The 23,375-nt window shown below is 67.6% G+C and carries 22 protein-coding genes and 1 riboswitch; of the genes, 9 read left to right on the top strand and 13 right to left on the bottom strand.

Annotated features, from left to right (window positions below):
* Positions 1 to 51: 51 nt before the first annotated feature.
* Positions 52 to 693, top strand: a complete 642-nt coding sequence (locus ACP2AH_RS15900; protein ID WP_244378915.1) for a Crp/Fnr family transcriptional regulator — start codon at positions 52 to 54, stop codon at positions 691 to 693.
* A gap of 167 nt (positions 694 to 860) precedes the next feature.
* Here ACP2AH_RS15900 and hemN read toward each other — a convergent pair whose 3' ends face one another.
* Positions 861 to 2,183: an oxygen-independent coproporphyrinogen III oxidase gene (hemN, locus tag ACP2AH_RS15895; RefSeq protein WP_425106692.1), complete on the bottom strand. Its 1,323-nt coding sequence runs from the start codon at positions 2,181 to 2,183 to the stop codon at positions 861 to 863.
* Between the two features lie 122 nt (positions 2,184 to 2,305).
* Between hemN and ACP2AH_RS15890 the strand changes: the two genes are divergently transcribed.
* On the top strand, positions 2,306 to 3,415 hold the full coding sequence (locus tag ACP2AH_RS15890; RefSeq protein ID WP_425106691.1) for an AbrB family transcriptional regulator: 1,110 nt from the start codon (positions 2,306 to 2,308) through the stop codon (positions 3,413 to 3,415).
* 108 nt (positions 3,416 to 3,523) lie between these two features.
* Here ACP2AH_RS15890 and hemA read toward each other — a convergent pair whose 3' ends face one another.
* From hemA to upp, 4 genes are all read right to left on the bottom strand, one after another.
* The gene (hemA, locus tag ACP2AH_RS15885; RefSeq protein ID WP_425106690.1) at positions 3,524 to 4,750 is read right to left on the bottom strand and encodes a 5-aminolevulinate synthase; all 1,227 of its coding nucleotides are present in this window, start codon (positions 4,748 to 4,750) and stop codon (positions 3,524 to 3,526) included.
* Between the two features lie 134 nt (positions 4,751 to 4,884).
* Entirely contained in the window at positions 4,885 to 5,394 is a 510-nt protein-coding gene (locus ACP2AH_RS15880) for a hypothetical protein (protein ID WP_425106689.1), read from the bottom strand.
* A gap of 144 nt (positions 5,395 to 5,538) precedes the next feature.
* Positions 5,539 to 6,744 carry an agmatinase family protein gene (locus ACP2AH_RS15875; protein WP_425106688.1) on the bottom strand — a complete coding sequence of 402 codons (1,206 nt, stop codon included), beginning with the start codon at positions 6,742 to 6,744 and terminating at the stop codon, positions 5,539 to 5,541.
* A gap of 93 nt (positions 6,745 to 6,837) precedes the next feature.
* Positions 6,838 to 6,949, bottom strand: a riboswitch (guanidine-I (ykkC/yxkD leader).
* Positions 6,950 to 7,049: 100 nt separating this feature from the next.
* On the bottom strand, positions 7,050 to 7,712 hold the full coding sequence (upp, locus tag ACP2AH_RS15870; protein WP_244378904.1) for a uracil phosphoribosyltransferase: 663 nt from the start codon (positions 7,710 to 7,712) through the stop codon (positions 7,050 to 7,052).
* Between the two features lie 216 nt (positions 7,713 to 7,928).
* On the opposite strand from upp, the gene ACP2AH_RS15865 reads away from it, so the two are divergent.
* A complete protein-coding gene (locus tag ACP2AH_RS15865; protein ID WP_425106687.1) occupies positions 7,929 to 9,197 on the top strand; it encodes a GTP cyclohydrolase II in 1,269 nt (422 codons plus the stop codon).
* A 57-nt stretch (positions 9,198 to 9,254) separates the two neighbouring features.
* Here the strand turns inward: ACP2AH_RS15865 and ACP2AH_RS15860 are convergent, their stop codons facing one another.
* On the bottom strand, positions 9,255 to 10,037 hold the full coding sequence (locus ACP2AH_RS15860; RefSeq protein ID WP_425106686.1) for a hypothetical protein: 783 nt from the start codon (positions 10,035 to 10,037) through the stop codon (positions 9,255 to 9,257).
* A gap of 184 nt (positions 10,038 to 10,221) precedes the next feature.
* Between ACP2AH_RS15860 and ACP2AH_RS15855 the strand changes: the two genes are divergently transcribed.
* Positions 10,222 to 11,448 (top strand): URC4/urg3 family protein, encoded by a 1,227-nt coding sequence (locus ACP2AH_RS15855; protein WP_425106685.1) that lies wholly within the window; start codon positions 10,222 to 10,224, stop codon positions 11,446 to 11,448.
* Positions 11,449 to 11,559: 111 nt separating this feature from the next.
* Here ACP2AH_RS15855 and ACP2AH_RS15850 read toward each other — a convergent pair whose 3' ends face one another.
* Entirely contained in the window at positions 11,560 to 12,534 is a 975-nt protein-coding gene (locus tag ACP2AH_RS15850) for a Bug family tripartite tricarboxylate transporter substrate binding protein (RefSeq protein ID WP_425106684.1), read from the bottom strand.
* Positions 12,535 to 12,864: 330 nt separating this feature from the next.
* Between ACP2AH_RS15850 and ACP2AH_RS15845 the strand changes: the two genes are divergently transcribed.
* The 4 genes from ACP2AH_RS15845 (at position 12,865) to ACP2AH_RS15830 (ending at position 17,210) form a co-directional block, all read left to right on the top strand.
* Complete coding sequence (locus ACP2AH_RS15845; protein WP_425106683.1) at positions 12,865 to 13,959, top strand: ABC transporter ATP-binding protein; 1,095 nt, start codon at positions 12,865 to 12,867, stop codon at positions 13,957 to 13,959.
* Positions 13,960 to 14,010: 51 nt separating this feature from the next.
* Entirely contained in the window at positions 14,011 to 15,315 is a 1,305-nt protein-coding gene (locus tag ACP2AH_RS15840) for an ABC transporter substrate-binding protein (protein WP_425106682.1), read from the top strand.
* Between the two features lie 209 nt (positions 15,316 to 15,524).
* Positions 15,525 to 16,376 (top strand): ABC transporter permease, encoded by an 852-nt coding sequence (locus ACP2AH_RS15835; protein ID WP_244378893.1) that lies wholly within the window; start codon positions 15,525 to 15,527, stop codon positions 16,374 to 16,376.
* Positions 16,377 to 16,379: 3 nt separating this feature from the next.
* Positions 16,380 to 17,210, top strand: a complete 831-nt coding sequence (locus tag ACP2AH_RS15830; protein ID WP_425106681.1) for an ABC transporter permease — start codon at positions 16,380 to 16,382, stop codon at positions 17,208 to 17,210.
* 9 nt (positions 17,211 to 17,219) lie between these two features.
* Here the strand turns inward: ACP2AH_RS15830 and ACP2AH_RS15825 are convergent, their stop codons facing one another.
* Entirely contained in the window at positions 17,220 to 18,695 is a 1,476-nt protein-coding gene (locus ACP2AH_RS15825) for a methyl-accepting chemotaxis protein (protein WP_425106680.1), read from the bottom strand.
* Between the two features lie 198 nt (positions 18,696 to 18,893).
* Here ACP2AH_RS15825 and ACP2AH_RS15820 point away from each other — a divergent pair, with 198 nt between their 5' ends.
* Positions 18,894 to 19,184, top strand: coding sequence for a hypothetical protein (locus tag ACP2AH_RS15820; RefSeq protein WP_307019126.1), 291 nt, complete (start codon positions 18,894 to 18,896; stop codon positions 19,182 to 19,184).
* A gap of 9 nt (positions 19,185 to 19,193) precedes the next feature.
* Here the strand turns inward: ACP2AH_RS15820 and ACP2AH_RS15815 are convergent, their stop codons facing one another.
* The 5 genes from ACP2AH_RS15815 to ACP2AH_RS15795 all read right to left on the bottom strand — a co-directional run bounded on the left by ACP2AH_RS15815 (position 19,194) and on the right by ACP2AH_RS15795 (position 23,326).
* On the bottom strand, positions 19,194 to 19,955 hold the full coding sequence (locus tag ACP2AH_RS15815) for an ABC transporter permease (protein WP_425106679.1): 762 nt from the start codon (positions 19,953 to 19,955) through the stop codon (positions 19,194 to 19,196).
* Positions 19,952 to 20,887, bottom strand: a complete 936-nt coding sequence (locus tag ACP2AH_RS15810) for an ABC transporter ATP-binding protein (RefSeq protein ID WP_425106678.1) — start codon at positions 20,885 to 20,887, stop codon at positions 19,952 to 19,954. Before ACP2AH_RS15810 ends, ACP2AH_RS15815 begins: the two co-directional genes overlap by 4 nt.
* The gene (locus ACP2AH_RS15805) at positions 20,884 to 22,086 is read right to left on the bottom strand and encodes an ABC transporter permease (RefSeq protein ID WP_425106677.1); all 1,203 of its coding nucleotides are present in this window, start codon (positions 22,084 to 22,086) and stop codon (positions 20,884 to 20,886) included. The genes ACP2AH_RS15810 and ACP2AH_RS15805 overlap by 4 nt, the downstream gene beginning before the upstream one ends.
* Positions 22,083 to 23,006: a glycine betaine ABC transporter substrate-binding protein OsmF gene (gene osmF, locus ACP2AH_RS15800; protein ID WP_425106676.1), complete on the bottom strand. Its 924-nt coding sequence runs from the start codon at positions 23,004 to 23,006 to the stop codon at positions 22,083 to 22,085. Before osmF ends, ACP2AH_RS15805 begins: the two co-directional genes overlap by 4 nt.
* 98 nt (positions 23,007 to 23,104) lie before the next feature.
* The gene (locus ACP2AH_RS15795) at positions 23,105 to 23,326 is read right to left on the bottom strand and encodes a cysteine rich repeat-containing protein (protein WP_425106675.1); all 222 of its coding nucleotides are present in this window, start codon (positions 23,324 to 23,326) and stop codon (positions 23,105 to 23,107) included.
* Positions 23,327 to 23,375: the final 49 nt, after the last annotated feature.

Below are 23,375 nucleotides of genomic sequence, written 5' to 3'. Positions count from 1 at the left end.
CGCTCTTTGCCCTTTAGCCTTGCGCAAGATCAAAGGGGTGGAGCGAGACAGATGCGACAGATCATCGACGAACGCACCGGCGGCACCGTGCGCCCGCCCCATGGCACCGAAGCGCATTGCCCGACCATGCGGGTCGCCGCCCATGTCACCGTGCTGCATGAGGGCGATCCCGCCCGCCGCATCATGGAAGTGGTCGATGGCGCGGTGATGCTGAGCAAGCTGCTGCCCGACGGGCGCCGTCAGGTGGTGGAGCTGCTCGGCCCCGGCGACGTGTTCGGCCTCGCCCACAGCGATCTCTATGCCTGCTCGGCCGAGACGCTGACCCCCGCGACCATCAACACCCATGACCGCAGCGCGCTGGAGCGCGACCCGGTGCTCGCCGCCCGGCTGCTGCGGCGCTTTGAGGCGCAGCTTTGCGTCATGCATTCCCACGCGCTGGTGCTGGGCCGCATGTCGGCGCTGGAGCGCGTCGCCTTCTTCCTGCTGCGGCTGATGCCCGAAGGCATGGTCGGCGGCACGCTGCACCTCTCGATGACGCGGCAGGAAATCGCCGATTTCCTCGGCCTGACGCTGGAGACGGTGAGCCGGGCCTTTTCCGAACTCAAGCGGCGCGGCCTCGTGGTGCTGCAGCGGGCCGACGAGGTCCGCATCCAGGATCGCGGCAGCATGCGCCGCCTCGCCGGGGCGCTGTAGCCTTCGGACTTTCCAGCGGGCCGCCCTTCCAAGGGCGGTAACGCCCTCCAGCAACTGGGCGCCCTTCGCAGGGCGCCCATTTTTTGTCGACTTTAGGTACCCCTCCCGGAGCACCTTTCTGTTTGTGGCTCTTGGCGCCCTTCGCAGGGCGCAACAAGAGAGGAAGATCACACAGCGGCGGAATGGCGCGCGGTGGTCTGGCTCTGCAGCCGGTGGTCCAGCGCCGCCGCCGCGAGGCGCACAAAGGGCCGCCCGCCGGGGGTCATGGCGATGCGCCCGCCTTCCAGCGTCAGCAGCCCGTCGGCGGCGAGGCCGGCAAGGCGCGGGGCGGCCTCGGCCAGGGTCGAGGGATCGAGATCGACTTCGAGGTCGCACATCAGCCGCTCGATCAGCGCGCCGCGCTGGCGGTCCTCCGGGGTGAAGGCGATGCCGCGCACCGTAGCGAAGCCGCCCTCGTCGATGGCGCGCATATAGGAGCCCGCATCGGGCGCGTTCTGGGTGAAACCCTGCGGGAAGCGGCTGATCGCCGAAGCGCCCATGCCGATGAGCACGTCCGCCTGGTCGGCGGTGTAGCCCTGGAAGTTCCGCCGCAGCTGGCCGGACGCCGCCGCGCGCGCCAGCGCATCGTCGGCGCGGGCGAAATGATCGAGCCCCACGGCGACATAGCCATTGGCCAGCAGCACCTCGCGCGCCGCCTCGGACTGGTCGAGCCGCTCGGCGGCGCCGGGCAGGGCGGCCTCGTCGATCATCTTCTGGTTGGTGCGCATCCACGGCACATGGGCATAGCCGAACAAAGCGAGCCGTTCGGGCGCCAGCACCGTGGCCAGCTGGGTGGTGCGGCGAATGTCGCGCTCGCTCTGGTGCGGCAGGCCGTACATCAGGTCGAGATTGATCGAGGAGATGCCGGCGTCGCGCAGCAGGCGCATGGCGCGCTCCACCGTGGCGAAGGGCTGGATGCGGCCGATTGCCTTCTGCACATGGACGCTGAAATCCTGCACGCCAAGGCTTACGCGGTCGACGCCCATGGCGGCGAGCGCATCGGCGAGCGGCTCGTCGGTCTCGCGCGGGTCGAGCTCGAAGGCGTATTCGGCGAGGTGATCGAATTCGAATCGCTCCGCGAGCTTTTCGCCGAGCCGGCGCAGCCGCTCGGGCCCCAGCAGGCTGGGCGTGCCGCCACCCCAGGCGATGTGGGTGACGCGGCGCCCGCCGATGCGGTCGGCAACGAGGTCGATCTCGCGCTCCAGCCGGTCCGCATAGGCCGCCACCGGCTCGGGCCGCCGCGTCGCCTTGGTGGTGCAGCCGCAATAGAAGCACAGCGCCGGGCAGAACGGCACATGCAGGTACAGCGAGACGCTCGCCTGAGCCGGCAGGACGGCGAGCCAGTCGGCATGCGCGCCGGCCCGTATCGCGCCGGTAAAATGCGGCGCGGTAGGGTAGGAGGTGTAGCGGGGCACGGCCCGCTCTGCATGGATGAGCGTTGCGTTATGCATGGAGAGGATTTGACCCGATCCGGCATTCGTCGCATTGATCCGCCGCAAATGTCGCCGCGTCGCGGGCTCTTGCGCAGGCCCTGCGGGCGTGCCCGGGGGCTCCCGTTCCCTGGTTCTGCCCGATGCCGCTTCCCGCCTTCGTGAAATCCCCCACCGTCCGCCGCCACGCCTGGTATGTCGGCACGCTCGCCCTTGCTCTGGCCGGCGGCGGCTTCTTCGCCTGGCTCGCCATGCCGGCGGGCTGGCTTTCCGGTGCGCTGGTGGCGACCGCGCTGGCCGCGCTGCTCGGCGCGCCGGTTGGGGTGGAGAAGAACACAAGGCTCGGCGTCTATATGATCCTCGGCACCTCCATGGGCTCGGCCATCACGCCGGAGACGCTGCGCGGCATCACCACCTGGCCGGTGACGATGGGCGTGCTGGTGGCCTCCGTGCCGGTCATGATGGTGGCGGTGATGTTCTATCTGGAGAGGGTCGCCGGCTGGGACCGGCGCAGCGCCTTCTTCGCCGCCGCGCCCGGCGCGCTCTCCACCGTGCTGGTCATGGCGGAAAGCTCCGGGGCCGACACGCGGCGGGTGGTGTTCGGCCAGTCGCTGCGGCTGTTCGTGCTGGTGGCGCTGCTGCCGGCGGCGATCGGCGGGCTGGGGCACGAGCCCTCCGGCACGCTGCCCATCACCCCCGTGGTGCCCGACATGACGAGCTTCCTCACCTCGCTCGGCGTCGGCATTTTCGGCGGGCTGCTCGCCGAGCGCAGCCGCTTTCCCGGCGGGGCCATGGTCGGAGCGATGCTGGCGAGCGCGCTGGTGCACGGCTTCGGCCTGATCGAGGGCCGGCTGCCGGACATCTTCCTTATCATCGGCTTCGTGGTGCTCGGCGCCAATACCGGCAGCCGCTTCGCCGGCACACGCGTGGCGACGCTGCGCCACTTTCTGGTGGATTCGCTCGCGGCGCTGGCGATCGCCACGGCGATCGCGCTGGCCTTCGCCGTGCTCGGCGCCTGGCTCTCCGGCGAACCGCTGCCCAAGGTGCTGGTGTCCTATGTGCCCGGCGCGCTGGAGGCGATGACCATCATGGCCTTCGTGCTCGGCATGGACCCGGCCTTCGTCGCCGCGCACCATCTGATGCGCTTCCTTGGCCTTGCCCTGGCGATCCCGGTGATCGCAAGGCTGTTCTTCGGCCGGGCGGAAATCCCCTCCGAGAATGTCGAGATCGACACCACCGAGCCGAAGGACTGAGCGGAGCCGATTCTCCGCCGGAGCTTGCCCCTTCGCGGCGGATGACTCCGCCGGAGCTTTGCCTTTCGTGGCGGATTACTCCGCCGGGTTTGTGTGTCTTGCGGCGGATTACTCCGCCGCTTGCGCCCGCTTAACGAAGCCGAGCCCGAGCCGGCTCCACACATCGCTCAGCGCATGGGCGAGATGGGCGATCAGCGCATCGTCATGGAACGGGCCGGGGGTGATGCGCAGCCGCTCCGTGCCGCGCGGCACGGTGGGGTAGTTGATCGGCTGGATATAAATGCCGTGGTCCTGAAGCAGCATGTCGCTCGCCGCCTTGCAGGCCTCGGCGTCGCCGACCATGATCGGCACGATATGGGTGTCGGTCACCATCTGCGGCAGGCCGGCCAGGTCAAGCGCCCGCTTCACCTTGGCGACCTGCGCCTGCTGGCGGGTCCGCTCATGGGCCGAGGCCTTGAGGTGGCGCACCGACGCGGCGGCGGCCGCCGCCACCGCCGGGGGCAGGGCGGTGGTGAAAATGAAGCCCGGCGCATAGGAGCGCACCGCGTCCATTACCGCGCGCGTGCCGGTGATGTAGCCGCCGACCACGCCAAAGGCCTTGCCCAGCGTGCCCTCGATCACATCGACCCGGTGCATGACGCCGTCGCGCTCGGCGACACCGGCGCCGCGCGGGCCATACATGCCGACCGCGTGCACCTCGTCGAGATAGGTCATGGCGCCGTAGTGCTCGGCGAGATCGCAGATGGCGCCGATGGGGGCGACATCGCCATCCATGGAATAGATGCTCTCGAACACGACGAGCTTCGGCCGGTCGCCGGCGGCACGCAGCAGCTCTTCGAGATGGGCGAGGTCGTTATGGCGGAACACCGCCTTGTCGCGCCCGGCCTGGCGCACGCCCTCGATCATCGAATTGTGGTTGAGCGCGTCGGAGAGGATGAGGCAATTGGGGATCAGCTTCGCCAGCGTGGCAATGCCGGTTTGGTTCGACACATAGCCGGAGGTGAAGACGAGGCCGGCTTCCTTGCCGTGCAGATCGGCGAGTTCCGCCTCAAGCTCCACGACGGCATGGCTGTTGCCGGAAATATTGCGGGTGCCGCCGGCGCCGGCGCCGGACTGGCGGGCGGTGGCGCACATCGCTTCCACCACATCGGGGTGGCAGCCCATGCCGAGATAGTCGTTGGAGCACCAGATGACGATGTCGCGCTCGCCCTGCGGCGTGTGCCAGATGGCGTGCGGGAAGCGCGCGGTGTCGCGTTCGATTTCGGCGAAGGTGCGGTAGCGGCGCTCATTTTTGAGCGTGTCGACGGCATCCTGGAAGAAACGAGCGTAGTCCATGGCGCATCCCAACTGGGCGTCGCCGGCGAGCCAGCGAGGCACTGTGTCGGCAACATGAACTTTGGAGCGGTTCCGATCAACCCGGCAAAGTCCGGACGCGGCGATCGGGCGCGCCTATTGGAAAAGCGCCGCGCTCACGTCTGCGCGAGGGCGCGCACCTCTGCCAAGGTAAGCGGCAACGTCCCCGAACCGTCGAAATAGACGAAGCGCAGCGTGCGCCGGCGCGAGGTCATGGCCGCCGGCAGCGGGTCGTAGCGGAAGCTGCCGCCGCCGAGATGCGGCATCACCGTGCCAACATCGGTGGTCTCCCCGGTCTCGACCCGCAGCAGGCTGACGCGCGTGCCTTCCGCTGTCGCCGCATCGAACGGAATACGGGCGAGGCGCAGGAAGCTGGTGGGGTCGCTGGCGGTGGCGAAGCCCTCAACGAAGGCCTTTTCCACGAGATCGAGATCGGCTTCGGGCTGTGAGTGTTCCTCCGGCTCTGGCCCGTGCGGCAGATGCGGCGTCTGCCACTGCGCCGCCGGGCGGGGCGTGTGGCCGTGATTATGGCCATGAGAATGGGAGTGGGAATGCGCCTCGGCATGGGAATGGCTGTGCCCGCCGGCGCCGTGGTCATGGGTGTGATGGTCGTGGCCGCGATGCATGGTGGTGCCTCCTGCAGCAGTCCTGCGTGCTTCGAGGCCGCCTGCGGCGGCACGTCAGCATGACGATGTCGGTGCCGCGTACATAGTCATCCTGAGGTGCCCGGGCATCGCCCGGGCCTCGAAGGATGCTCGTCCGGGAGCCGATCAGAAACTCACCGGCTTGTCGATGATGTGCTTGTGCGCGCCGAGCTTGCCATGGGCGATCATCGAGCCGAGCGCCTCCACCACCACGCGGGTGGCGAACAGGGCGGTGATGTCGGAGGTGTCGTAGGGCGGGGAGACCTCCACCACCTCCAGCCCGCACAGCCCTTCCGCCGCCACCAGGCCGAGGATCTTCAGCGCCTCGCGCGGCAGGAAGCCGCCGGGCTCCGGCCAGCCGGTGCCAGGGACGAAGCCGCAGTCGATGCTGTCCACGTCGAAGGAGATATAGACCGCGTCGGCATCCTTCCAGGCGAGTTCGAGCGCGATCTCGGCCGCCTTTTCCAGCCCGATCTTCTCGATATCGTCGATGGTCAGCACATTGGTGCCGCGCTTCCTCGCCTCCTGCACGCCGTAGCGCGGGACCTGCCAGCCGCCAATGCCGAGCTGGACGAGATTCTTCGGCGAGACATTCGGCAGGTTGGTCGCCCAGTACCAGGGCGTGGTGTGCATGCGCTCGTCGAGATCCTTTTCCTGGATGTCGATATGCCGGTCGAAATGGATGATGCCGATGCGCTTGGAGGTGCATTCGGCGATGCCGCGCACGCAGGGAAAGCCGATGGAATGGTCGCCGCCCAGCATCACCGGCAGCGCGCCGGAGGAGAAGACGTGGCTCACCCCCTTGGAGATCTGGTCGAAGCTCTTTTCGAGGTTCGCCGGAATGGTGAACACGTCGCCCGCGTCGCACAGCGTCATCTGCTCGCGCAGGTCGACGCCCAGCTCGTAATTATAGGGGGTGTAGAGCGCGGAGATGCGGCGGATTCCCTGCGGCCCGAAGCGTGTGCCCGGGCGGTAGGTGGTGCCAGAGTCGAAGGGGATGCCGAGCACCGCCGCGTCGTATTTGCCGACATCGCGGACATTCTCGACATAAGGCGCCTTCATGAAGGTGTTGATGCCGGCGAAATGCGGTAACTCGCCACGCGCGAAGGTCGGGATCGACTTGTCGGTGATGGAATCCGCGCCGGGCAGGCCCATGTCGAGCGCCCATTGCTGCTCCTTGCGCCAGCCATCTTCGGAGAGCTTTTCCTCCGCTTCCAGCGCCTTCCAGCCCTGCATGCCCCGGATTTCGAAATTGGGGTGGTGAAGGCGCTGGCGCTGCGGCGCGGGGGCGAGGCCGGCAAAGCGGCGGGAACGGGTGGGTGAGAGGCGCATGTCGTGTCTCCGTGCGTCGAAGGGCCTGACGGCCTTCGCGGGAGACCCCGGCGCAGATGCGAGAGGGTCTTCGCCGCGAACGCCGCCGCGCGAGCCTCCCGGGCTTTTGTCCCGCCGTGGACCGGGCACTGACGGCGCGCCCGGCTGCCCCTCTCGGACCAGCGCGCCGCACCCAGGCGGCGCCGGAACCCTAGGGACATTTGCCCGAAGGGTAGAACGGTCCGCCGTCCCGTCAAAGCCCGTATGGCAGGCAGTTGCACGGGCGCGGTGCCGAGATTTTCGGCGCTGCGGCGCCGTCGCCTACGCTATTTGGTGCCGAAAATGCGGTCGCCGGCGTCGCCGATGCCGGGCACGATATAGCCGTGGTCATTGAGGTGGCTGTCCACCGCTGCCGTGTAGACCGGCACGTCGGGATGGGCGTCGTGCAGCGTCTTCAGCCCCTCCGGCGCGGCGATGAGGCAGACGAACTTCACCGACTGGCAACCGGCCGCCTTCACCTCCGACACCGCCGCCGCCGCCGAATTGCCGGTGGCGAGCATCGGGTCGAGCACGATGGCGGTGCGCTCGGAAATGTCGCGCGGCAGTTTCAGATAATATTCCACCGCCGCCAGCGAGACCGGGTCGCGGTAGAGCCCGACATGGCCGACGCGCGCGGCGGGCAGGATTTCCAGCATGCCCTCCAGAATGCCGCCGCCGGCGCGCAGCACGGAGACGAGGCACAGCTTCTTGCCGGCGAGGATCGGCGCCTGCATCGTGGTGAGCGGCGTCTCGATCTCGATCGTCTCGGTCGGCATGTCGCGCGTCACCTCATAGGCGAGCAGCATGCTGATCTCGCGCAGCAGCAGCCGGAACTCGTTCGCCGGGGTGCGCGAGCGGCGCATCAGCGTGAGCTTGTGCTGGATCAGCGGGTGATCGACGACGACAGTGTTGGACGGCACGGCGGCTTTCGGGCTGGTGGGGGCGTTCATCTCGGCGTCGTCCTCGCATGGTCATCAGGCGCGGCACGGTGCGCGCCCCCGTCACGGAACTCACAATAACGCGAAATCCGATTCAAGAAACGGACCATCCCGTCCGTTTTTTCGCGGCCAGCCGCGCCGTCCCCCTTGCGGAAGCGGCGTTTTCACGCTCACATGCGTTGCTTCCAGGACGCCGGCGATGTCCGCCGGACTTGAAGCGAGCCCCCTATGTCCGTCAATGCCAGTGCAGGCGGTCGTTCCCGCAACCACATCGTCCTCACCTCCCATGGCGCGCCTACCGGCGTCGCGGCCGATGGCCCGGCGCTGAACTGGGGCGCGCCCGATCCGGCCCTGCGCGGGCCCGTGGTCGCCACCCTCACCGATCCCAAGCGGCGCAACGCCATCGGCACCCATGCCGGCGGCTATTCGGTCTATCGCGCGCTCGCCATCGCCGCCGGCGCGCTGCCGGCCGATTTCAAGGCGGACCTCACCAATACCGCGCCCTCCGACATCATCGGCCCACACCCGCAATGGGGTGATGCGAAAAAGATCGTCTCGCTCGACCCGTTCGGTCACATGATCGGCGAAGCCTTCGGCACCGAGGTCGCGGCCGGGCTCGATGTGCGCCCGAGCATCGCCATCACCCGCGCCCATATCGACATGCCGGAAATCCGCGACGCGCTGCGCGCCGGACGACTGAGCATCGACGGCGACATTATCGGGCCGAAGGGCGATGTGCGCGTGACCAAGGCGGCGATCGAGCCGGTGTGGTACTTGCCGGGCATCGCCGAGCGCTTCGGTGTTTCCGAGGGCGCGCTGCGCCGGGCTCTGTTCGAGCACACGGGCGGCATGTTCCCGGAACTCGTCACCCGCGGCGACCTCAAGGTGTTCCTGCCCCCTATCGGCGGCATGACGCTCTATCTGTTCGGCGACCCGTCGAAGATCGGCGACGGCGTCACCCCGCTCGCCTGCCGGGTGCATGACGAGTGCAACGGTTCGGACGTGTTCTCCTCCGATATCTGCACCTGCCGGCCCTATCTCGCCCATGGCATCGAAATGTGCGTGGAGATGGCGCAGAAGGGCGGCACCGGCCTCGTGGTCTATAACCGCAAGGAAGGGCGCGCACTGGGCGAAGTCACCAAGTTCCTCGTCTACAATGCCCGAAAGCGGCAGGAGGGTGGCGACCTGCCCGAGACCTATTTCAAGCGCACCGAATGCGTGGCCGGCGTGCAGGACATGCGCTTCCAGGAGCTGATGCCGGACGTGTTCCACTGGCTCGGCATTGCGAAGATCGACCGCTTCGCCTCGATGAGCGACATGAAGTTCAACGCGCTGGCCCGCGCCGGCATCGAGGTGGTGGAGCGCGTGCCGATCCCCGCCGAGCTGATCCCTCCCGATGCCCGCGTCGAGATGGAGGCGAAGGTCTCTGCCGGCTATTACGGCGTCGGCTTCGACAGCCGGTTCGAGGAGACGCAGGGCCGGGGGCTGGAGGAGTAGGCCAGCCGGAACTCGGTCTCTTGCGAAACCGCGGGCGCTCTGGGGCAACGCTTCCGTTCATTTCGGGCGTGTCCCGCGCAGAAGCTCCTTGAGCCGGCCGCGAAGGCTCTTCTTGCGCTTTAACTTGTAGAAAAAACTCGAACTTTTGAATGGTTCGGAGTCACGCTGGTGGCCTAGAAGGAACCTGTCGACATTATATTTGGTGCTGAAATGCTCCACCTCCTTTAACTTGTCTATGTCTCCGCAGAAATGGAGGGCGAAAAATTCATCGAAGTGGGAACGGACGTGATAAGGCCGGGCGTTAAATGTATGAAAGTCAGTGATTTTTACTCTGTCCTTGGCGATGGGGTTGTTCTGAAACTGATAGAAGAGCCGGTCCTGATCGCCGCTGGTGAAGAGTCCATATTCGGGGAGCCACCATTTTCTGACCTGTTCGATGTCGGTATTTAGTGAGTTGTCTATAAGAGTGAATGACGTATCGCAGTTTCGTATAAGCATCGCTCCTGAATTTATTAATGTCATTTGGCCTTTTTTATTCACGGGGCTGTTGCAGATCAGTATGTCGAATCCGACGCATTGGTCGATGAGGAAGTCCAGGTTGCGTGCGTGTTGAGTGAAGAAAACGTCGTCATCGACCCAGAGAAGCCATTCCGCTGCCCTTAGGTTGTTTTTTATTGAGAACAGTTTCTGGTCGTAGGCGGAGTTGATGGGATAGGGCGTGGCGTCGAAAAGGTATCGATATCCATGCCTCTGGCAGTAGGCGGCGTGATTAATCGGGGCGTTGGAGCGTGGGTTCGAATGCGAACTGAGAATGAGGATGTCGAAGTTGTTTTTGTGCATGGAACGACCGGATCGGGCTTAAATCGATGAGGGATTAACCTCCAGCCTGAAAGTCGAGCGCCTTTCGACCTGACGGAACTCCGGTCGGGAAGGTGAAACGGTCTGTCGCGGCGGGGCGGGACTTATAATACCACAATGCCGAGCCGTGCCCGAAGCTGCTGAATGCCTGCATGAGAGAAGAAGCATGATCCCCCCCGAACTCGCCGCCCTGCGCTCGCCTGCCGCCGTGCGGGCCCGCAGCCATCAGGTGCTCGACCATGTGCGGGAGGGCCGCTCGCCGCATTTCACCGTCAATCTCGCCGCGCTCGACGCGGTGGCCGACTATGTGGCCGACGTGACGCGGCAGGACTATCCCAGCCTCGACATTCCCTATCACAGCCGTTGGCGGCACTTCGATGCCGGTGGGGTGGCGCGCTGGGAGGCGCTCGCCCCGCGCCTTGAGGGCATGGACGCCGCCGAGCGGGCCCGCACCATGATCGACCTTGCCGTGGTCAGCGTGCTGCTCGACGCCGGGGCCGGGGACGCCTGGCGTTATCATGAAGCGGCGACGGGGCTTGCCATCGGCCGCTCGGAAGGGCTGGCGGTGGCGAGCCTCGACATGTTCGCGGCGGGCGGCTTCTCGGCCGATCCCGACCTGCCTTTGCGCGCGGATGCCTCCACGCTGATCGGCCTCGAAGCGGCGACGCTCGGCCGGTTCTTTCAGGTGTCGGAGCAAAATCCGCTCGTGGGTCTCATCGGCCGGGCGGCTCTGCTGAACCGGCTCGGCGCGGCGGTGGCGGCGCGGCCGGACATTTTCGGCCCGAGCGGACGGCCCGGTGGCCTCTACGACACGCTCGCCCCGCAGGCACGGATCGGCCGGCTACCGGCTGAAGCGATCCTCAAGGCGCTGCTCGACGGGCTTTCCGTCATCTGGCCGTCCGGGCTGAACGTGGCGGGGGTGGCACTGGGCGATGTCGGGCGTCATCCGGCGGTGCGGGTGGCGGATCGCTCCGACCAGCTCGTGCCGTTCCACAAGCTGTCGCAATGGCTGACCTATTCGCTGCTGGAGCCGTTCGAGGCCTCTGGCCTCGCCGTCACCGATCTCGACGCGCTGACAGCGCTCCCCGAATACCGCAACGGTGGTCTGCTGATCGACCTTGGCGCGATCGTGTCGCGCGCACCGCTCAACCCCGCGCACAAGCACGAGGTGTCGTCGGAGCTCGTGGTCGAGTGGCGAGCCCTGACCGTGGCGCTGATGGATCTGCTCGCCGACCGGGTGCGCGAGCGGCTGGGGCTCGACGCCGCGCAATTCCCGCTCGCCAAGCTGCTGCAGGGTGGCACATGGATGGCGGGGCGCCGTATCGCCGCGGAACGGCGGCCGCCCGCCGGCCCGCCGCCGCTCGCCATCGACGCCGACGGCACGGTGTTCTGAGCCTTCGTCATCCCGGACGGCCGAAGGCCGATCCGGGATCGTGCGCCGAAGGGGGCGCGATCCCGGCTCTGCGCTGCGCTTCGGCCGGGATGACGCCCTTGTCAGGGGGGCTCAATCCAGCTGCGCGCCGGACGCCTTCACGATCGGCGCCCATTTGGCGATTTCCTTCTTCACATGCGCGCCCAGTTCCTCCGGTGTCGAGCCGACCGAGACGGCGCTGAAATCGGCGAGGCGCGCCTGCACCTTCGGGTCGGCCAGCGCCTTGTTGGCGGCGGCGTTGAGCTTGGCGACGACCTCCGGCGGGGTGCCGGCGGGGGCGAAGACGGCGTTCCAGGTGTAGGTCTCATAGCCCGGCACGGCTTCGGCGATGGCCGGCACGTCGGGGAAGGAGGGCGCGCGCTTGGCCGTGGTCACGCCGAGCGCCCGCAGCTTGCCGGATTTGATGTGGCTGGTGGAGGAGGGGAGGTTGTCGAACATGATCGGCACCTGGCCGGAGAGCACGTCTACCAGCGCCGGCCCGGCGCCCTGATAGGGGATATGCTGCATGTCGACATCGGCCATGCTCTTGAACAGCTCGCCGGAGAGATGCAGCGGCGTGCCGTTGCCGGAGGAGGCGTAGGAATACTTGCCCGGGTCCTTCTTCAGCAGGGCGATCAGTTCCTCGGTGGTCTTGGCCGGGAAATCCGGGTTCACCACCAGTACGTTCGGCACCACCACCAGCAGCGACACCGGCGCGAAGCTGGTGACGGGGTCATAGGGCATCTTCTTGTACAGCGCCGGGTTCAGCGCATGGGTGGCGACCGTGCCCATGAGGATGGTGTAGCCGTCCGGGCTCGCCTTGGCGACCTGCGCCGCGCCGAGATTGCCGCCGGCCCCGCCCTTGTTCTCCACCACCACGGGCTGTCCCAGCTCCGCCGCCATGCGCTCGGCGATCAGCCGGCCGACCAGATCGGTGGAGCCACCGGCGGCGAAGGGAATGACCAGCGTCACCGGGCGGGTGGGGAAATCCTGCGCGGCGACCGGGCCGGCCGGGGCCAGTGCGGCGGCTAGCGTGGCGATGGCGGCGGCGAAAAGCGTGCGTTTCATGCGGCGTGTCCTCCTTCAGCGCGCCCCATGCGCGCGATGGGCCTCTGCGGACCCTTGGTGGGAGATAGAGTGCGATATCCCCACGTCACGCTCAATCCGCCATCTGGCTGAGGGATTGCGCGCGGGCGGACGCTAACTTGGGCATGGGACGGGCGGTCTGCCTGTTGTCTAGGCAGAGGTACCGATCGTGCGGTAACGGGTTCCGCGTCCTGTCCTCGCGGCGTGGGCGCGAGCGCGACGCGCCGGGATTCGCGGCAGGGTTGCCCCGGCTGGCATATCGCTTGCGTGACGAGCCGCCTGTTCGCAGCCGCAGGGGGCCAGGCCGACCACATGAGCAAGGGCGCCGAGATCGAACTCATCGACGTGACCAAGCGCTATGGGCAGGCCATGGCGGTGGACCACGTCTCGCTGAAGATTCCGGCGGGCACCTATTGCTGCCTGCTCGGTCCTTCCGGCTGCGGCAAGACCACGACGCTGCGCATGATCGCCGGCCATGAGAGCGTCACTGAAGGCGACATCCGCCTCGGCCCCACCGTGGTCACGGACCTGCCACCGGCCAAGCGCGGCACGGCGATGATGTTCCAGAGCTACGCGCTCTTTCCGCATCTCGACATCGTCGACAATGTCGCCTTCTCCATGAAGATGAAGGGCGTCGACAAGCCGACCCGCCGGGCCAAGGCGATGGAGATGCTGAAGCTGGTGCAGATGGAGCATCTGGCTGAGCGTCGCCCCGCCCAGCTCTCGGGCGGCCAGCAGCAGCGCGTGGCGCTTGCCCGCGCCCTGATCACCGATCCGCAGGCGCTGCTGCTCGACGAGCCGCTTTCCGCGCTCGACCCCTTCCTCAAGATCAAGGTGCGGCAGGAGCTGAAGAAGTTGCAGCTTCAGCTCGGCATTTCCTTCATCCACGTCACCCACAGCCAGGAAGAGGCGATGGCGCTTTCCGACCTCGTGGTGGTGATGAATGGCGGACGGATCGAGCAGGCGGGCACGCCGCGCGAAGTGTTCAACCGCCCCGCCACCGCCTTCGTCGCCCGCTTCATGGGCGACCACAATGTGATCGCCGGCCGGGTGACGCAGCTCGGCGGCGAAGAGGTGACGTTCGAAGTCCCGGGCGGCGCTTCCTTCCGCGCTCCCACCGCGCCGGGGCTGGAGCCGGGCGCGCCGGTGGAGATCGCGGTGCGCACCGACCGAGTGCAGCTCGGCGCCGGGGCGATGCCGGGGTGCGGCCTCACCGGCCTCGTGCAGAACATCGAATATCACGGGCAGAAGGTGCAGGTGGCGCTGGCCGCGCCTGGCGTATCGGAATTCTCGGTTCAGGTGCCGGAAACCGCCTTCTTCGCCGCCCCGCTCAGCATCGGCGATGCCGTGCCGCTCGGCTGGACGCCGCAGGACGTTCACATCCTTCAGCCCTCGCCTTCCGCCTGACACCAGACACATCGGCGGCTCACCCCGCCGCACAACGCTCGGGAGACTGCAATGAGAAAGAAGACCACTGATCGCACCGGAACCGCCGCCAAGGGCGTCAGCCGCCGCGGTCTGCTGAAGGGCGCGGCGGCGCTGGGTGGCCTCGCCGTCGGCGGGCAGGCGGTCACCGGCTTCCCCACCATCTGGGCGCAGAACCCGATCACGCTGCGCCAGTTCGGCACCGGCGTGTCGAACCTCAACGCCATCGCCGAGAAGTGCAAGGCGGATCTCGGCATCACCCTGCAGATGACGGCGCTCGATTCCGACGCGGTGTCGCAGCGCGTGGTGACGCAGGCCAACTCCTTCGACATTGCCGATATCGAATACTGGATCTGCAAGAAGGTGTTCGCCGCCGGCACGCTGCAGCCGATGGATGTGAACAAGATCAAATATTACGACCAGATCGTGCCGATCTTCACCACCGGCAAGCTCACCCCGGAATCGAAGATCGCGCAGGGCACGGCGCCCAACACGGTCGGCTTCGTCGAAGGACCGGATTCCAAGAAGTTCGCCGCCGCGCCGACCCAGTGGATGACGCTGATCCCGACCATCTACAACGCCGACACGCTGGGCATCCGTCCCGACCTTGTCGGCCGGCCGATCAAGAACTGGAAGGACATTCTCGACCCCGCCTTCAAGGGCAAGACCTCGATCATCAACATTCCGTCCATCGGCATCATGGACGCGGCGATGATCTGCGAGAGCGCCGGCATCATCAAATATGGCGACAAGGGCAACATGACCAAGGCGGAGATCGACACCACGATCGATTTCCTGATCAAGACCAAGAAAGCCGGGCAGTTCCGCGCCTTCTGGAAGACCTTCGACGAGAGCGTGAACCTCATGGCCTCCGGTGAGGTGGTGATCCAGTCCATGTGGTCGCCAGCGGTGGCGGCCGTGCGCTCCAAGGGCGTTGCCTGCGTCTACCAGCCGCTGGAAGAAGGCTATCGCGCCTGGGGCGGCGGCCTCGGCATCGCCAAGCACCTGAAGGGCGCGCAGCTCGACGCCGCCTATGAGTACATCAACTGGTATCTCTCCGGCTGGGTCGGCGCCTATCTCAACCGGCAGGGCTATTACTCCGCCGTGCTCTCCACCGCCGAGAAGAACATGACGCCGGACGAATGGGCGTTCTGGATGCTCGGCCAGCCGGCCAAGGCCGACATCCTCTCGCCGGAGGGCAAGGTGATGTACACCGCCGGCGCGGTGCGCGACGGCGGCTCCTTCCAGGAACGCATGGGCGCAGTGGCGTGCTGGAACTCGGTGATGGACGAGGACCGCTACATGGTTCGCCGCTGGAACGAGTTCATCGCCGCGTGAGGATGCGGCGCCGTCATGGCCGGGCTTGACCCGGCCATCCCAGCCTTTGTCGGGGCGGGCCTGCGTGCCTTAACGCTCGCTTCGCTCGCTCCTCAGCATGACGAAGGGAAGATGCCCGCCAGCTTCCCCTCGCAGACGTCATCCTGAGGTGCCGGGCGAAGCCCGCCTCGAGGATGTTCGCGAATGCCGACCTTGACCGGAAACCCCGCATGACCCTCTCCCGGATCGCGCCCTATCTGCAGGCCACGCCGCTGACGCTGATCCTCGCGGCGTTCCTGGTGTTGCCGATCGCCACCATCGTGATGGTGAGCTTCTGGGACTATGATTCGATCCAGATCTTCCCGGCTTTCGTCTTCACCAATTACGAGGAGACGATCACCTCGCCGGTGACCTGGAGCACTTATCTCAACACGCTGAAATACACCGTCATCGTCTGGGCGGTGACGCTCCTTGTCGGCTTCTGGGTCGCCTATTACCTCGCCTTCCACATCCGCTCGGCGACCATGCAGATGGTGCTGTTCCTCATCTGCACCATCCCGTTCCTGACCTCGAACATCATCCGCATGATCTCGTGGATTCCCTTCCTCGGCCGCAACGGGCTCCTCAACCAGTCGCTGATGTCGATGGGCGTGATCGACCAGCCGCTGGAATTCCTGCTGTTCTCGGATTTCGCCGTCGTGCTGGCCATGGTGCATCTCTACACGCTGTTCATGGTCACCCCGATCTTCAACACGCTGATGCGCATCGACCGGGCGCTGATCGAGGCGGCGCGGGATGCCGGGGCCAGCGCCTTCCAGATCCTCACCAATGTGATCATCCCGCTCGCCAAGCCCGGCATCGCCATCGGCTCGATCTTCGTGGTGACGCTGGTCATGGGCGATTTCATCACCGTGCGCTTCATGTCCGGCGGCCAGTCGGCCTCGGTGGGGCTGATGATGGCGAACCAGATCGCGCTGCTGCAATACCCGGCGGCGGCGGCGAATGCGGTGATCCTCTTGGTGCTTGTGCTGCTGCTGGTCGCCGCCATCCTGCGCATCGTCAACATCCGCAAGGAGCTGTGAGCGATGAACTCGGACAAGCGCGGCCCCGGCTTCTACGTGCTCACCGCTTTCTTCATCCTGTTCGTGCTGTTCCTGTACGGGCCGCTCTCCACCATCTTCATCCTCTCCTTTCAGGGGCCGAATGGCGGGCTCACCTTCCCGATGAACGGGGTGTCGCTGCGCTGGTTCGAGAATCTGTTGTTCGAGCAGCAGGCGGTGGGCGATTTCGGCGGCGCCTTCTCGCGCTCGCTCCTTCTCGGCCTGATGACCATGCTGACCACGGTGGTGGTCTCGCTGCTGGCCGGCCTCGCCTTCCGCCGCCGCTTCCTCGGCAGCGGGCCGCTGTTCTACCTCACCATCGCCAGCCTGATCGTGCCCTCGATCCTCATCTCGCTCGGCATTGGCCTTGCCTTCAACGTGTTCGGGCTGGAGCCGGCCTGGTACTCCTCCGGCTTCGGCGCGCATCTCACCTGGACGCTGCCCTTCGGCCTGCTGATCATGTTCGCGGTGTTCAACCGCTTCAACCCGGCCTATGAGGAAGCGGCGCGCGACCTTGGCGCCAGCCCGTGGCAGACCTTCGCCCATGTGGTGCTGCCGATCATCCTGCCGAGCCTCATCGGCGTCGGCCTGTTCGGCTTTACCCTCTCCTATGACGAATTCGCCCGCACGCTTATGACCTCCGGCAGCTTCAACACGCTGCCGCTGGAGATCTACGGCATGACCACCAATGTCACGACCCCGGTGCTCTATGCGCTGGGCACGGTGACGACGGTGTTCTCGCTGGCGGTGATCCTCCTTGCGCTGGTGACCATCGCCGTTCTGCGCAAGCGCCGCGCCCGCCGGCTGGCGGGGTGACGCCGGGTCTCACGCAATCTCGCGCGAGCGTGTGCGCAGGGCGGCGGACGCGGTTTCCAGATGATGCGCCGAGGCGGCGATGGCATCCATGCTGCGGGTGATCGTTCCCACGCTCTTTGCCGCTTCCTGCATGCTCAGCGACATATCCCGGGCCACCGCCGACTGTTCCTCCACCGCGCCGGCGATGCCGGTGGAGATCGCATCGATGTCACCGATGCGCCGGCCGATGGCGGCGAGCGCCTGCGCGGTCTGCCGCGTGCAGTCCTGAATGGCGGCGATCTGCGCCGTGATCTGGCCGGTGGCGTCCGCTGTCTGGCCAGCGAGTTCCTTCACTTCCGTCGCCACCACCGAGAAGCCGCGCCCGGCCTCGCCCGCCCGTGCGGCCTCGATGGTGGCGTTGAGGGCGAGCAGATTGGTCTGGCCGGCGATCTTGGTGATCAGATCGATGACGAGGCCGATGCGCTGGGCGGTATCGGTGAGGGCGGAGACGACCTCATGCGCGCGCGTGTTCTCCGCCACAGCGCCGCGTGAGTTGTCCAGCGCCACCGCGACCTGCCGGCTGATCTCGCTGATCGAGGCGGAGAGTTCTTCGGCGCCGGAGGCCACGGCATTGATGCCGACCGAGGTCTGTTCGGTCGCCTGCGAGGCGGTGGCGGCCTGATGGCTGGTGTCGCCGATCTCGCGTGTGATGCGCTCAATGTCCGCGCCGATCAGGCTCTGCAACGCTTCACGATGCTGCCGCCGCACCACGTCGGCGGTCGTGTCGGTGGCGAATTTCACCACCTTGGTCATGGTTCCGCTGGCATCGAACACCGGATTGTAGCTGGCCTGGATCCACACATCCCGCCCATCCTTGGCGATGCGGTGGAACTCGCCGGCCTGGAACGTTCCCCGCCTCAGCTCGGCCCAGAAGCTGCGATAAGCGGGCGTGTCGCGCTCCTGCGCCGGTACGAAGAGTGAGTGGTGCCGGCCACGGATCTCGTCGAGCGTGTAGCCGAGCGCGTTGAGGAAGTTCGCGTTGGCGTCCAGCACATGGCCGTCCGGCGTAAAATAGATGAGGGCCTGCGAGGTGTTGGCGGCGCGTATCAGGCTCTCATACTCAGCCTCGCGCGCCTTCTGCGCCGAGACATCGGAGGCGAACTTGATGACCTTGACCACTTTGCCGCGGACGACGATGGGGTTGTAGGTCGCCTGAATGAAGACAGAGCGGCCGTCTTTGGTCACGCGGTGGAATTCGGCCGATTTGAACACGCCACGGCGCAGATCGTCCCAGAACGCGGCATAGGCCTCGCTCGCGCGCTCGTCCGGACGAACGAACAGCGTGTGCGGCTTCCCCGCGATCTCCGCCAACTCATAGCCCATGAGCGTCAGAAAATTGGTATTGGCGGTGATAACCCGCCCATCCGGGGTGAATTCGACGACGGCGAGCGCGCGGTCGAGGGCTTCCAGGGTCGCAAGGGCATGGCGGTTCGACAGCAGGTGCATTCAGCGCTCTCCACATCCCCGCCCGCGTGCGGCGATACGTTTCGCTAAAAGGCGAGGCTTGCTTCAGGATTGCGCGCGGTGGCCCTCACGCGACTTTGCCTATCCCTCAATGGCCGATTTGCTAGGATGACGCTGCGGCTCCCAAGAGCCGTTCGCCGGGCCTATGGGTGCGCGGCGATGTGCTTTCGGGAGCCCCCAATGCGAAGCGTTCTCTTTCTCTCTGCCGCGCTCGTTCTCGGCATTGCCTCGGCGCAGGCGCAGGAAAACCCGCGCTCGACCACGATGAGCTGCGCGCAGGTGAACGCGCTGGTGCAGCAGCGCGGCCAGGTGGTGTTCGACACGGGCGGCGGCAATCTCAGCCGCGTCGTCTCCAATCCGAGCCTGTGCATGGCCTCCGACGATGGCGCGCCGAGCTGGATTCCCTCGCAGGACCAGAGCCAGTGTCTTGCCGGTTATCATTGCCAGGAGCGCGAGGGCCACGGCAACTGAGGCCGCGCGTCAGCGCGCGTGCCGGGTGAGCGCGCGCTGCGCCTCGCCCAGCGCGAGGTCGACGGTGACGGCGAACAGCGCCACCAGCACCGTGCCCTGCAGCACATAGGCGGGGTTGCCGCCTGACAGTCCGTCAATGATCGGCGAGCCCAGCGTCAGCGCGCCGACGGTCGAGCCGATGGTGGCGGTGCCGATGCCGATGGTCACCGAGGTGCGGATGCCGGCGAACAGGATCGGCGCGGCCAGCGGCAGCTCGATCCGCCACAGCCGCCCGGCGGGGGAGAAGCCGCTGCCATCGGCCGCCTCCAGCACCGGCGCCGGCACGCTGCGCAGCCCCGCCATCCCCGCCCCCATCACCGGCAGCACGCCATAGAGCACCAGCGCGAAGGCGGTGGGCAGCGCGCCATAGCCGAGGCTCGGCACGGCAAGTGCCAGCACGGCGACGGGCGGAAAGGTTTGGGCGAGCGCGCCCAGCCGGTCCAGCGTCCCCGCATAGGCCTGGCCCAGCGGCCGGGTGGCGAAAAGAGCGGCGGCGATGCCGAGTGTGATGGCGACAAGGCTCGCCGCGCCGGTCAGCAGCGCATGCGCGGCGACAAGCTCGGGGAAGCTGGCGCGGCGGTAGACGAGACGCGTGCCCGGCGGAAACAGAAAGCCGAGATGCGGCGCCAGCGCGTCCATGCCAAAGGTGAGGGCAAGGAACGCCGCCCCGACCCACAGCACCGGCCGGCGGGCGACCTGCGCCGCCACCCCCGTCGCGCGTCGAAGCTTCATGGCCGGACCAGATCGGCAAGGGCGAGCACGCCCATGCGCCCGTCCGCCGCGCGCCGCACCGGCAGCTGCGTGCGGCCTTCCGCCACCATGCGGGCCAATGCCTCCTCCAGCGTCGCCTCGGCGGCGACCGGCGCGCCGTCGAGGGGTGGCGGGGGGGCGGCGAAATCCGCGCGATCGGCGACGCGCAGCGCTTTCAACCGGTTCAGCCCCAGCAGCGGCCCGCCGAAGAAGCGCGCCACCTCCTCGCTTGCGGGGTGGGCCAGCACCTGCGCCGGCGTGCCGGTTTGCAGCAGGCGCCCCTGGTGCAGCACGGCGAGCGTGCCGCCGAGGCGGATCGCTTCTTCCACGTCATGGGTGACGAGCAGGATGGTGGTTCCGGTGCGCCGCTGGATGTCGCGCAGGCTGTCCTGGAGACCGCGCCGGGTCGGCGGGTCGACGGCGCCGAACGGCTCGTCCATCAGCAGCACCTCAGGATCGCCGGCCAGCGCCCGGGCGACGCCGACGCGCTGCTGCTGCCCACCGGACAGTTCGTCCGGGTAGCGTTGGGCATGGTGCTCGTGAGGCAGGCCGACGAGAGCGAGCAACTCGGCCACCCTGTCGCGGATCCGTGCTGCCGGCCAGCCGAGCAGCGTCGGCACGGTGGCGACGTTGCGCGCCACGGTCCAATGCGGGAAAAGTCCAACGGACTGAATGACATAGCCCATGCGCCGGCGCAGCGCGACCGGGGGGAGGGTGGCGATGTCGGTGCCGTCGACGAGGATGCGCCCGGCATCGGCCTCCAGCAGCCGGTTGGCGAGGCGCAGCAGGGTCGACTTGCCGGAACCGGACGTGCCGACCAGCGCGCAGAGCGTGCCGCGCGGCACGTTCAGCGTCACCTCGTCCAGGGCGGCCACCGCGCCGAAGTGCTTGGAAACGCTCTCGAATCGGATCATCGCTGCGGCCTCCGCACGAGGAAAAGTGCGAGGCCGCGCAAGGCGGTATCGGCGATCAGCGCGAGGGCGATGGCCGAGAGCGCGCCGAGCAGCACGAGGTCGGCCGCCGTCTGCCCCAGCCCCTGGAAGATGAAGGTGCCGAGCCCGCCGGCGCCGATCAGCGCCGCCAGCACGGCGAGGCCGATGAGCTGCACCAACGTCAGCCGCAGCGTCTGCAGCAGCGTCGGCAAAGCGAGCGGAATCAAGGTGTTACGCACGATCTGCCCCTGCGTCATGCCCATGCCGCGCGCCGCATTCACCACATCGGGCGGCACACTGGAAAGCGCGGCGTGGGTGCCGCGCGCGACTGGGAGCAGGCCATACAGCCCCAGCGCGAGGATGGCCGGGGTCGCCCCGATGCCGGAAATGCCGAGCTGGCGCAGGCCCGGCACGAGTTCGATGAGGAGGACGATGGGACCGATGAGGAGGGCGAAGAGTGCGAGTGAGGGAATGGTCTGGACGATGTTGAGCACGGCGAACACCGGCGCGGCCCGACCCGGCCGGCGATAGGCCATCAGCCCGATGGCCCCGCCGGCGAGGAGGGCGAGCGCCAGACCCGCCCCGGTGAGCTGGAGATGGCGCAGCACTTCGTCGAGATAAGCCTGCTGGCGCACCGCATATTCGCGCGCGAGCGAGAGCGGGGAGAGGGTGCCGCCGGCGAGCAGCGCGGCGAGGCCGGCCAGGGTGGCGAGGGGCGGCGCGGCTTTGCCGGCGCGGCCCGGCGCCCGCTCGGTGCTGTCGGCGAGCAGCAGCAGCCCCGCCGTGAACACAACCCAGAAGCCGGTGCCGAGCGACACGCGGGTGAGCGGCCCGGCGGCGACGGCCTGTTCCCCCGCCGCGCGCCCCGCCAGCGCCAGCGCCGTCAGCATCAGCGCGCCGGCACACAGGCCGAGCAGGGCCGGCTGGGCGGGGAGGGCGGGGCGCAGCGCCAGCGCGGCGATCCCTGCGAGCAGCGCCAGCACGGCAAGGCTCGGTCCGAGCCCGGCCGCCTGCCACAGCGGCAGCGGGGTTCCCGACAGCAGCCGGTTGGGCGCCACCACGACGAAGCCGCACGCGAGCAGCGCCACCAGCGCGACGGCGGCGAGCAGCAGGGGCAGGGCCTCGATCCCGGCCGCCGGGCGCGACAGGGACGCCGGCGCGCGGCCGGCGAGGCGTCTCACCCGAGCAGCCCCTGCGCCTTCAGATAGGCTTCGGCGACGGCACGGGCGTCGCGCCCTTCGAGCTGCACCTGCGCGTTCAGCTGCTGCAGCGTCGGCAGGTCGAGGCCGGCAAAGGCCGGCGCGAGCTTGGCGGCGATCTCCGGATGGGCGTCGAGCACGCCTTTGCGGATCACCGGCGCCGGCTGATAGACCGGCTGCACCTGCTTGGTGTCGGCCATCACCTTGAGATTGAGCGCGGCGATGGCGCCGTCCGTGCCATAGACCATGGCGGCATTGACCCCGGAGGTGCCTTCCGCCGCCGCCTTGATGGTGGCGGCGGTGTCGCCGCCCGAGAGCACCAGCAGCTGGTTGCCCGACAGCTTGAAGCCATAAGCCTGCTGGAAGGCGGGCAGCGCCGCCGCGCTTTCTGCGAATTCGGCCGAGGCGGCGAGCTTCACCTTGCCGTCCTTGGTCCAGCGGGCGAAATCCTCCAGCGTCGCCAGCTTCTCGCGCGTCGCAACATCGCCGCGCACGGCGATGCCCCAGGTGTTGTCCGCCGGCGCCGGGGCGAGCCAGATGAGGCCGTTGGCGGCGTCGAGATCGCGGGCCTTCTCATAGGCGGCGGTGGCGTTCTTCCACACCGGATCGTCCGCCATGGCGAAGAAGAAGCCGGCATTGCCGGTATATTCGGGATAGAGGTCGATCTCCCCCGCCAGCAGCGCGGTGCGCACGATCTTGGTGGGGCCGAGCTGAAGCCGCCGCGTCACCGGAATGCCGGCATGTTCGAGCACCAGCGCGATGATGTTGCCGAGCACCGCGCCTTCCGTGTCGATCTTGGACGCGACCACGACCGGCGCGGCGGCGCGGGCGGCGGTGCCCGGCAGGAGTGACGCCGCCGCGAGGGTGGCCAGAAGGCCGCGCCGGCTGATGGATGTGACCATGAAATCCCCCGCTGTGACTGGTGTCGAGATGCTGCCGACAAAAGCCGGCGCGGGCACGATAGTTCCACCCCTGCGGCGAGGGCGGCGCTGAAAAGCGCTCAGCTCTTCATCTTCTGCAGCGCCTGGGCGCAGCCGACCGACATTTCCTTGCTGTGCGCCTTCAGGCACTGCATCACCCGGCCGCCACCCGGCTGCACGGTGGGGCACAGCCGCTTGATGTCGGCCTGGCAGTATTTGGCGAGATCGTTCTGCTGCGCCTGCGCGGCGGTGCCGGCGGCAAGGGCGGTGAACAGCGACATTGTGAGAATGACGGCGCGCATGGGGTTCCCTTCCCTGGCTGATCGTCTTGCGCGATCCCCCTCACTGTAG

The sequence above is a fragment of the Ancylobacter sp. genome (assembly GCF_965249975.1).
In the GTDB taxonomy this organism is placed as follows: Bacteria; Pseudomonadota; Alphaproteobacteria; order Rhizobiales; family Xanthobacteraceae; genus Ancylobacter.
The sequence above is the reverse complement of the archived record's forward strand: the minus strand, read 5'-3'. Positions and strand labels throughout refer to the sequence as shown.

Bases quoted from the DNA above. Each gene is read 5' to 3' on its own strand.
- ACP2AH_RS15830 (WP_425106681.1), top strand. From the start codon at position 16,380: ATGAACTCGGACAAGCGCGGCCCCGGCTTCTACGTGCTCACCGCTTTC.
- ACP2AH_RS15840 (WP_425106682.1), top strand. From the start codon at position 14,011: ATGAGAAAGAAGACCACTGATCGCACCGGAACCGCCGCCAAGGGCGTC.
- ACP2AH_RS15825 (WP_425106680.1), bottom strand. From the start codon at position 18,695: ATGCACCTGCTGTCGAACCGCCATGCCCTTGCGACCCTGGAAGCCCTC.
- ACP2AH_RS15850 (WP_425106684.1), bottom strand. From the start codon at position 12,534: ATGAAACGCACGCTTTTCGCCGCCGCCATCGCCACGCTAGCCGCCGCA.
- ACP2AH_RS15835 (WP_244378893.1), top strand. From the start codon at position 15,525: ATGACCCTCTCCCGGATCGCGCCCTATCTGCAGGCCACGCCGCTGACG.
- ACP2AH_RS15845 (WP_425106683.1), top strand. From the start codon at position 12,865: ATGAGCAAGGGCGCCGAGATCGAACTCATCGACGTGACCAAGCGCTAT.
- ACP2AH_RS15795 (WP_425106675.1), bottom strand. From the start codon at position 23,326: ATGCGCGCCGTCATTCTCACAATGTCGCTGTTCACCGCCCTTGCCGCC.
- ACP2AH_RS15860 (WP_425106686.1), bottom strand. From the start codon at position 10,037: ATGCACAAAAACAACTTCGACATCCTCATTCTCAGTTCGCATTCGAAC.
- osmF (WP_425106676.1), bottom strand. From the start codon at position 23,006: ATGGTCACATCCATCAGCCGGCGCGGCCTTCTGGCCACCCTCGCGGCG.
- ACP2AH_RS15900 (WP_244378915.1), top strand. From the start codon at position 52: ATGCGACAGATCATCGACGAACGCACCGGCGGCACCGTGCGCCCGCCC.
- upp (WP_244378904.1), bottom strand. From the start codon at position 7,712: ATGAACGCCCCCACCAGCCCGAAAGCCGCCGTGCCGTCCAACACTGTC.
- ACP2AH_RS15815 (WP_425106679.1), bottom strand. From the start codon at position 19,955: ATGAAGCTTCGACGCGCGACGGGGGTGGCGGCGCAGGTCGCCCGCCGG.
- ACP2AH_RS15890 (WP_425106691.1), top strand. From the start codon at position 2,306: ATGCCGCTTCCCGCCTTCGTGAAATCCCCCACCGTCCGCCGCCACGCC.
- ACP2AH_RS15855 (WP_425106685.1), top strand. From the start codon at position 10,222: ATGATCCCCCCCGAACTCGCCGCCCTGCGCTCGCCTGCCGCCGTGCGG.
- hemN (WP_425106692.1), bottom strand. From the start codon at position 2,183: ATGCATAACGCAACGCTCATCCATGCAGAGCGGGCCGTGCCCCGCTAC.
- hemA (WP_425106690.1), bottom strand. From the start codon at position 4,750: ATGGACTACGCTCGTTTCTTCCAGGATGCCGTCGACACGCTCAAAAAT.
- ACP2AH_RS15865 (WP_425106687.1), top strand. From the start codon at position 7,929: ATGTCCGTCAATGCCAGTGCAGGCGGTCGTTCCCGCAACCACATCGTC.
- ACP2AH_RS15875 (WP_425106688.1), bottom strand. From the start codon at position 6,744: ATGCGCCTCTCACCCACCCGTTCCCGCCGCTTTGCCGGCCTCGCCCCC.
- ACP2AH_RS15810 (WP_425106678.1), bottom strand. From the start codon at position 20,887: ATGATCCGATTCGAGAGCGTTTCCAAGCACTTCGGCGCGGTGGCCGCC.
- ACP2AH_RS15820 (WP_307019126.1), top strand. From the start codon at position 18,894: ATGCGAAGCGTTCTCTTTCTCTCTGCCGCGCTCGTTCTCGGCATTGCC.
- ACP2AH_RS15880 (WP_425106689.1), bottom strand. From the start codon at position 5,394: ATGCATCGCGGCCACGACCATCACACCCATGACCACGGCGCCGGCGGG.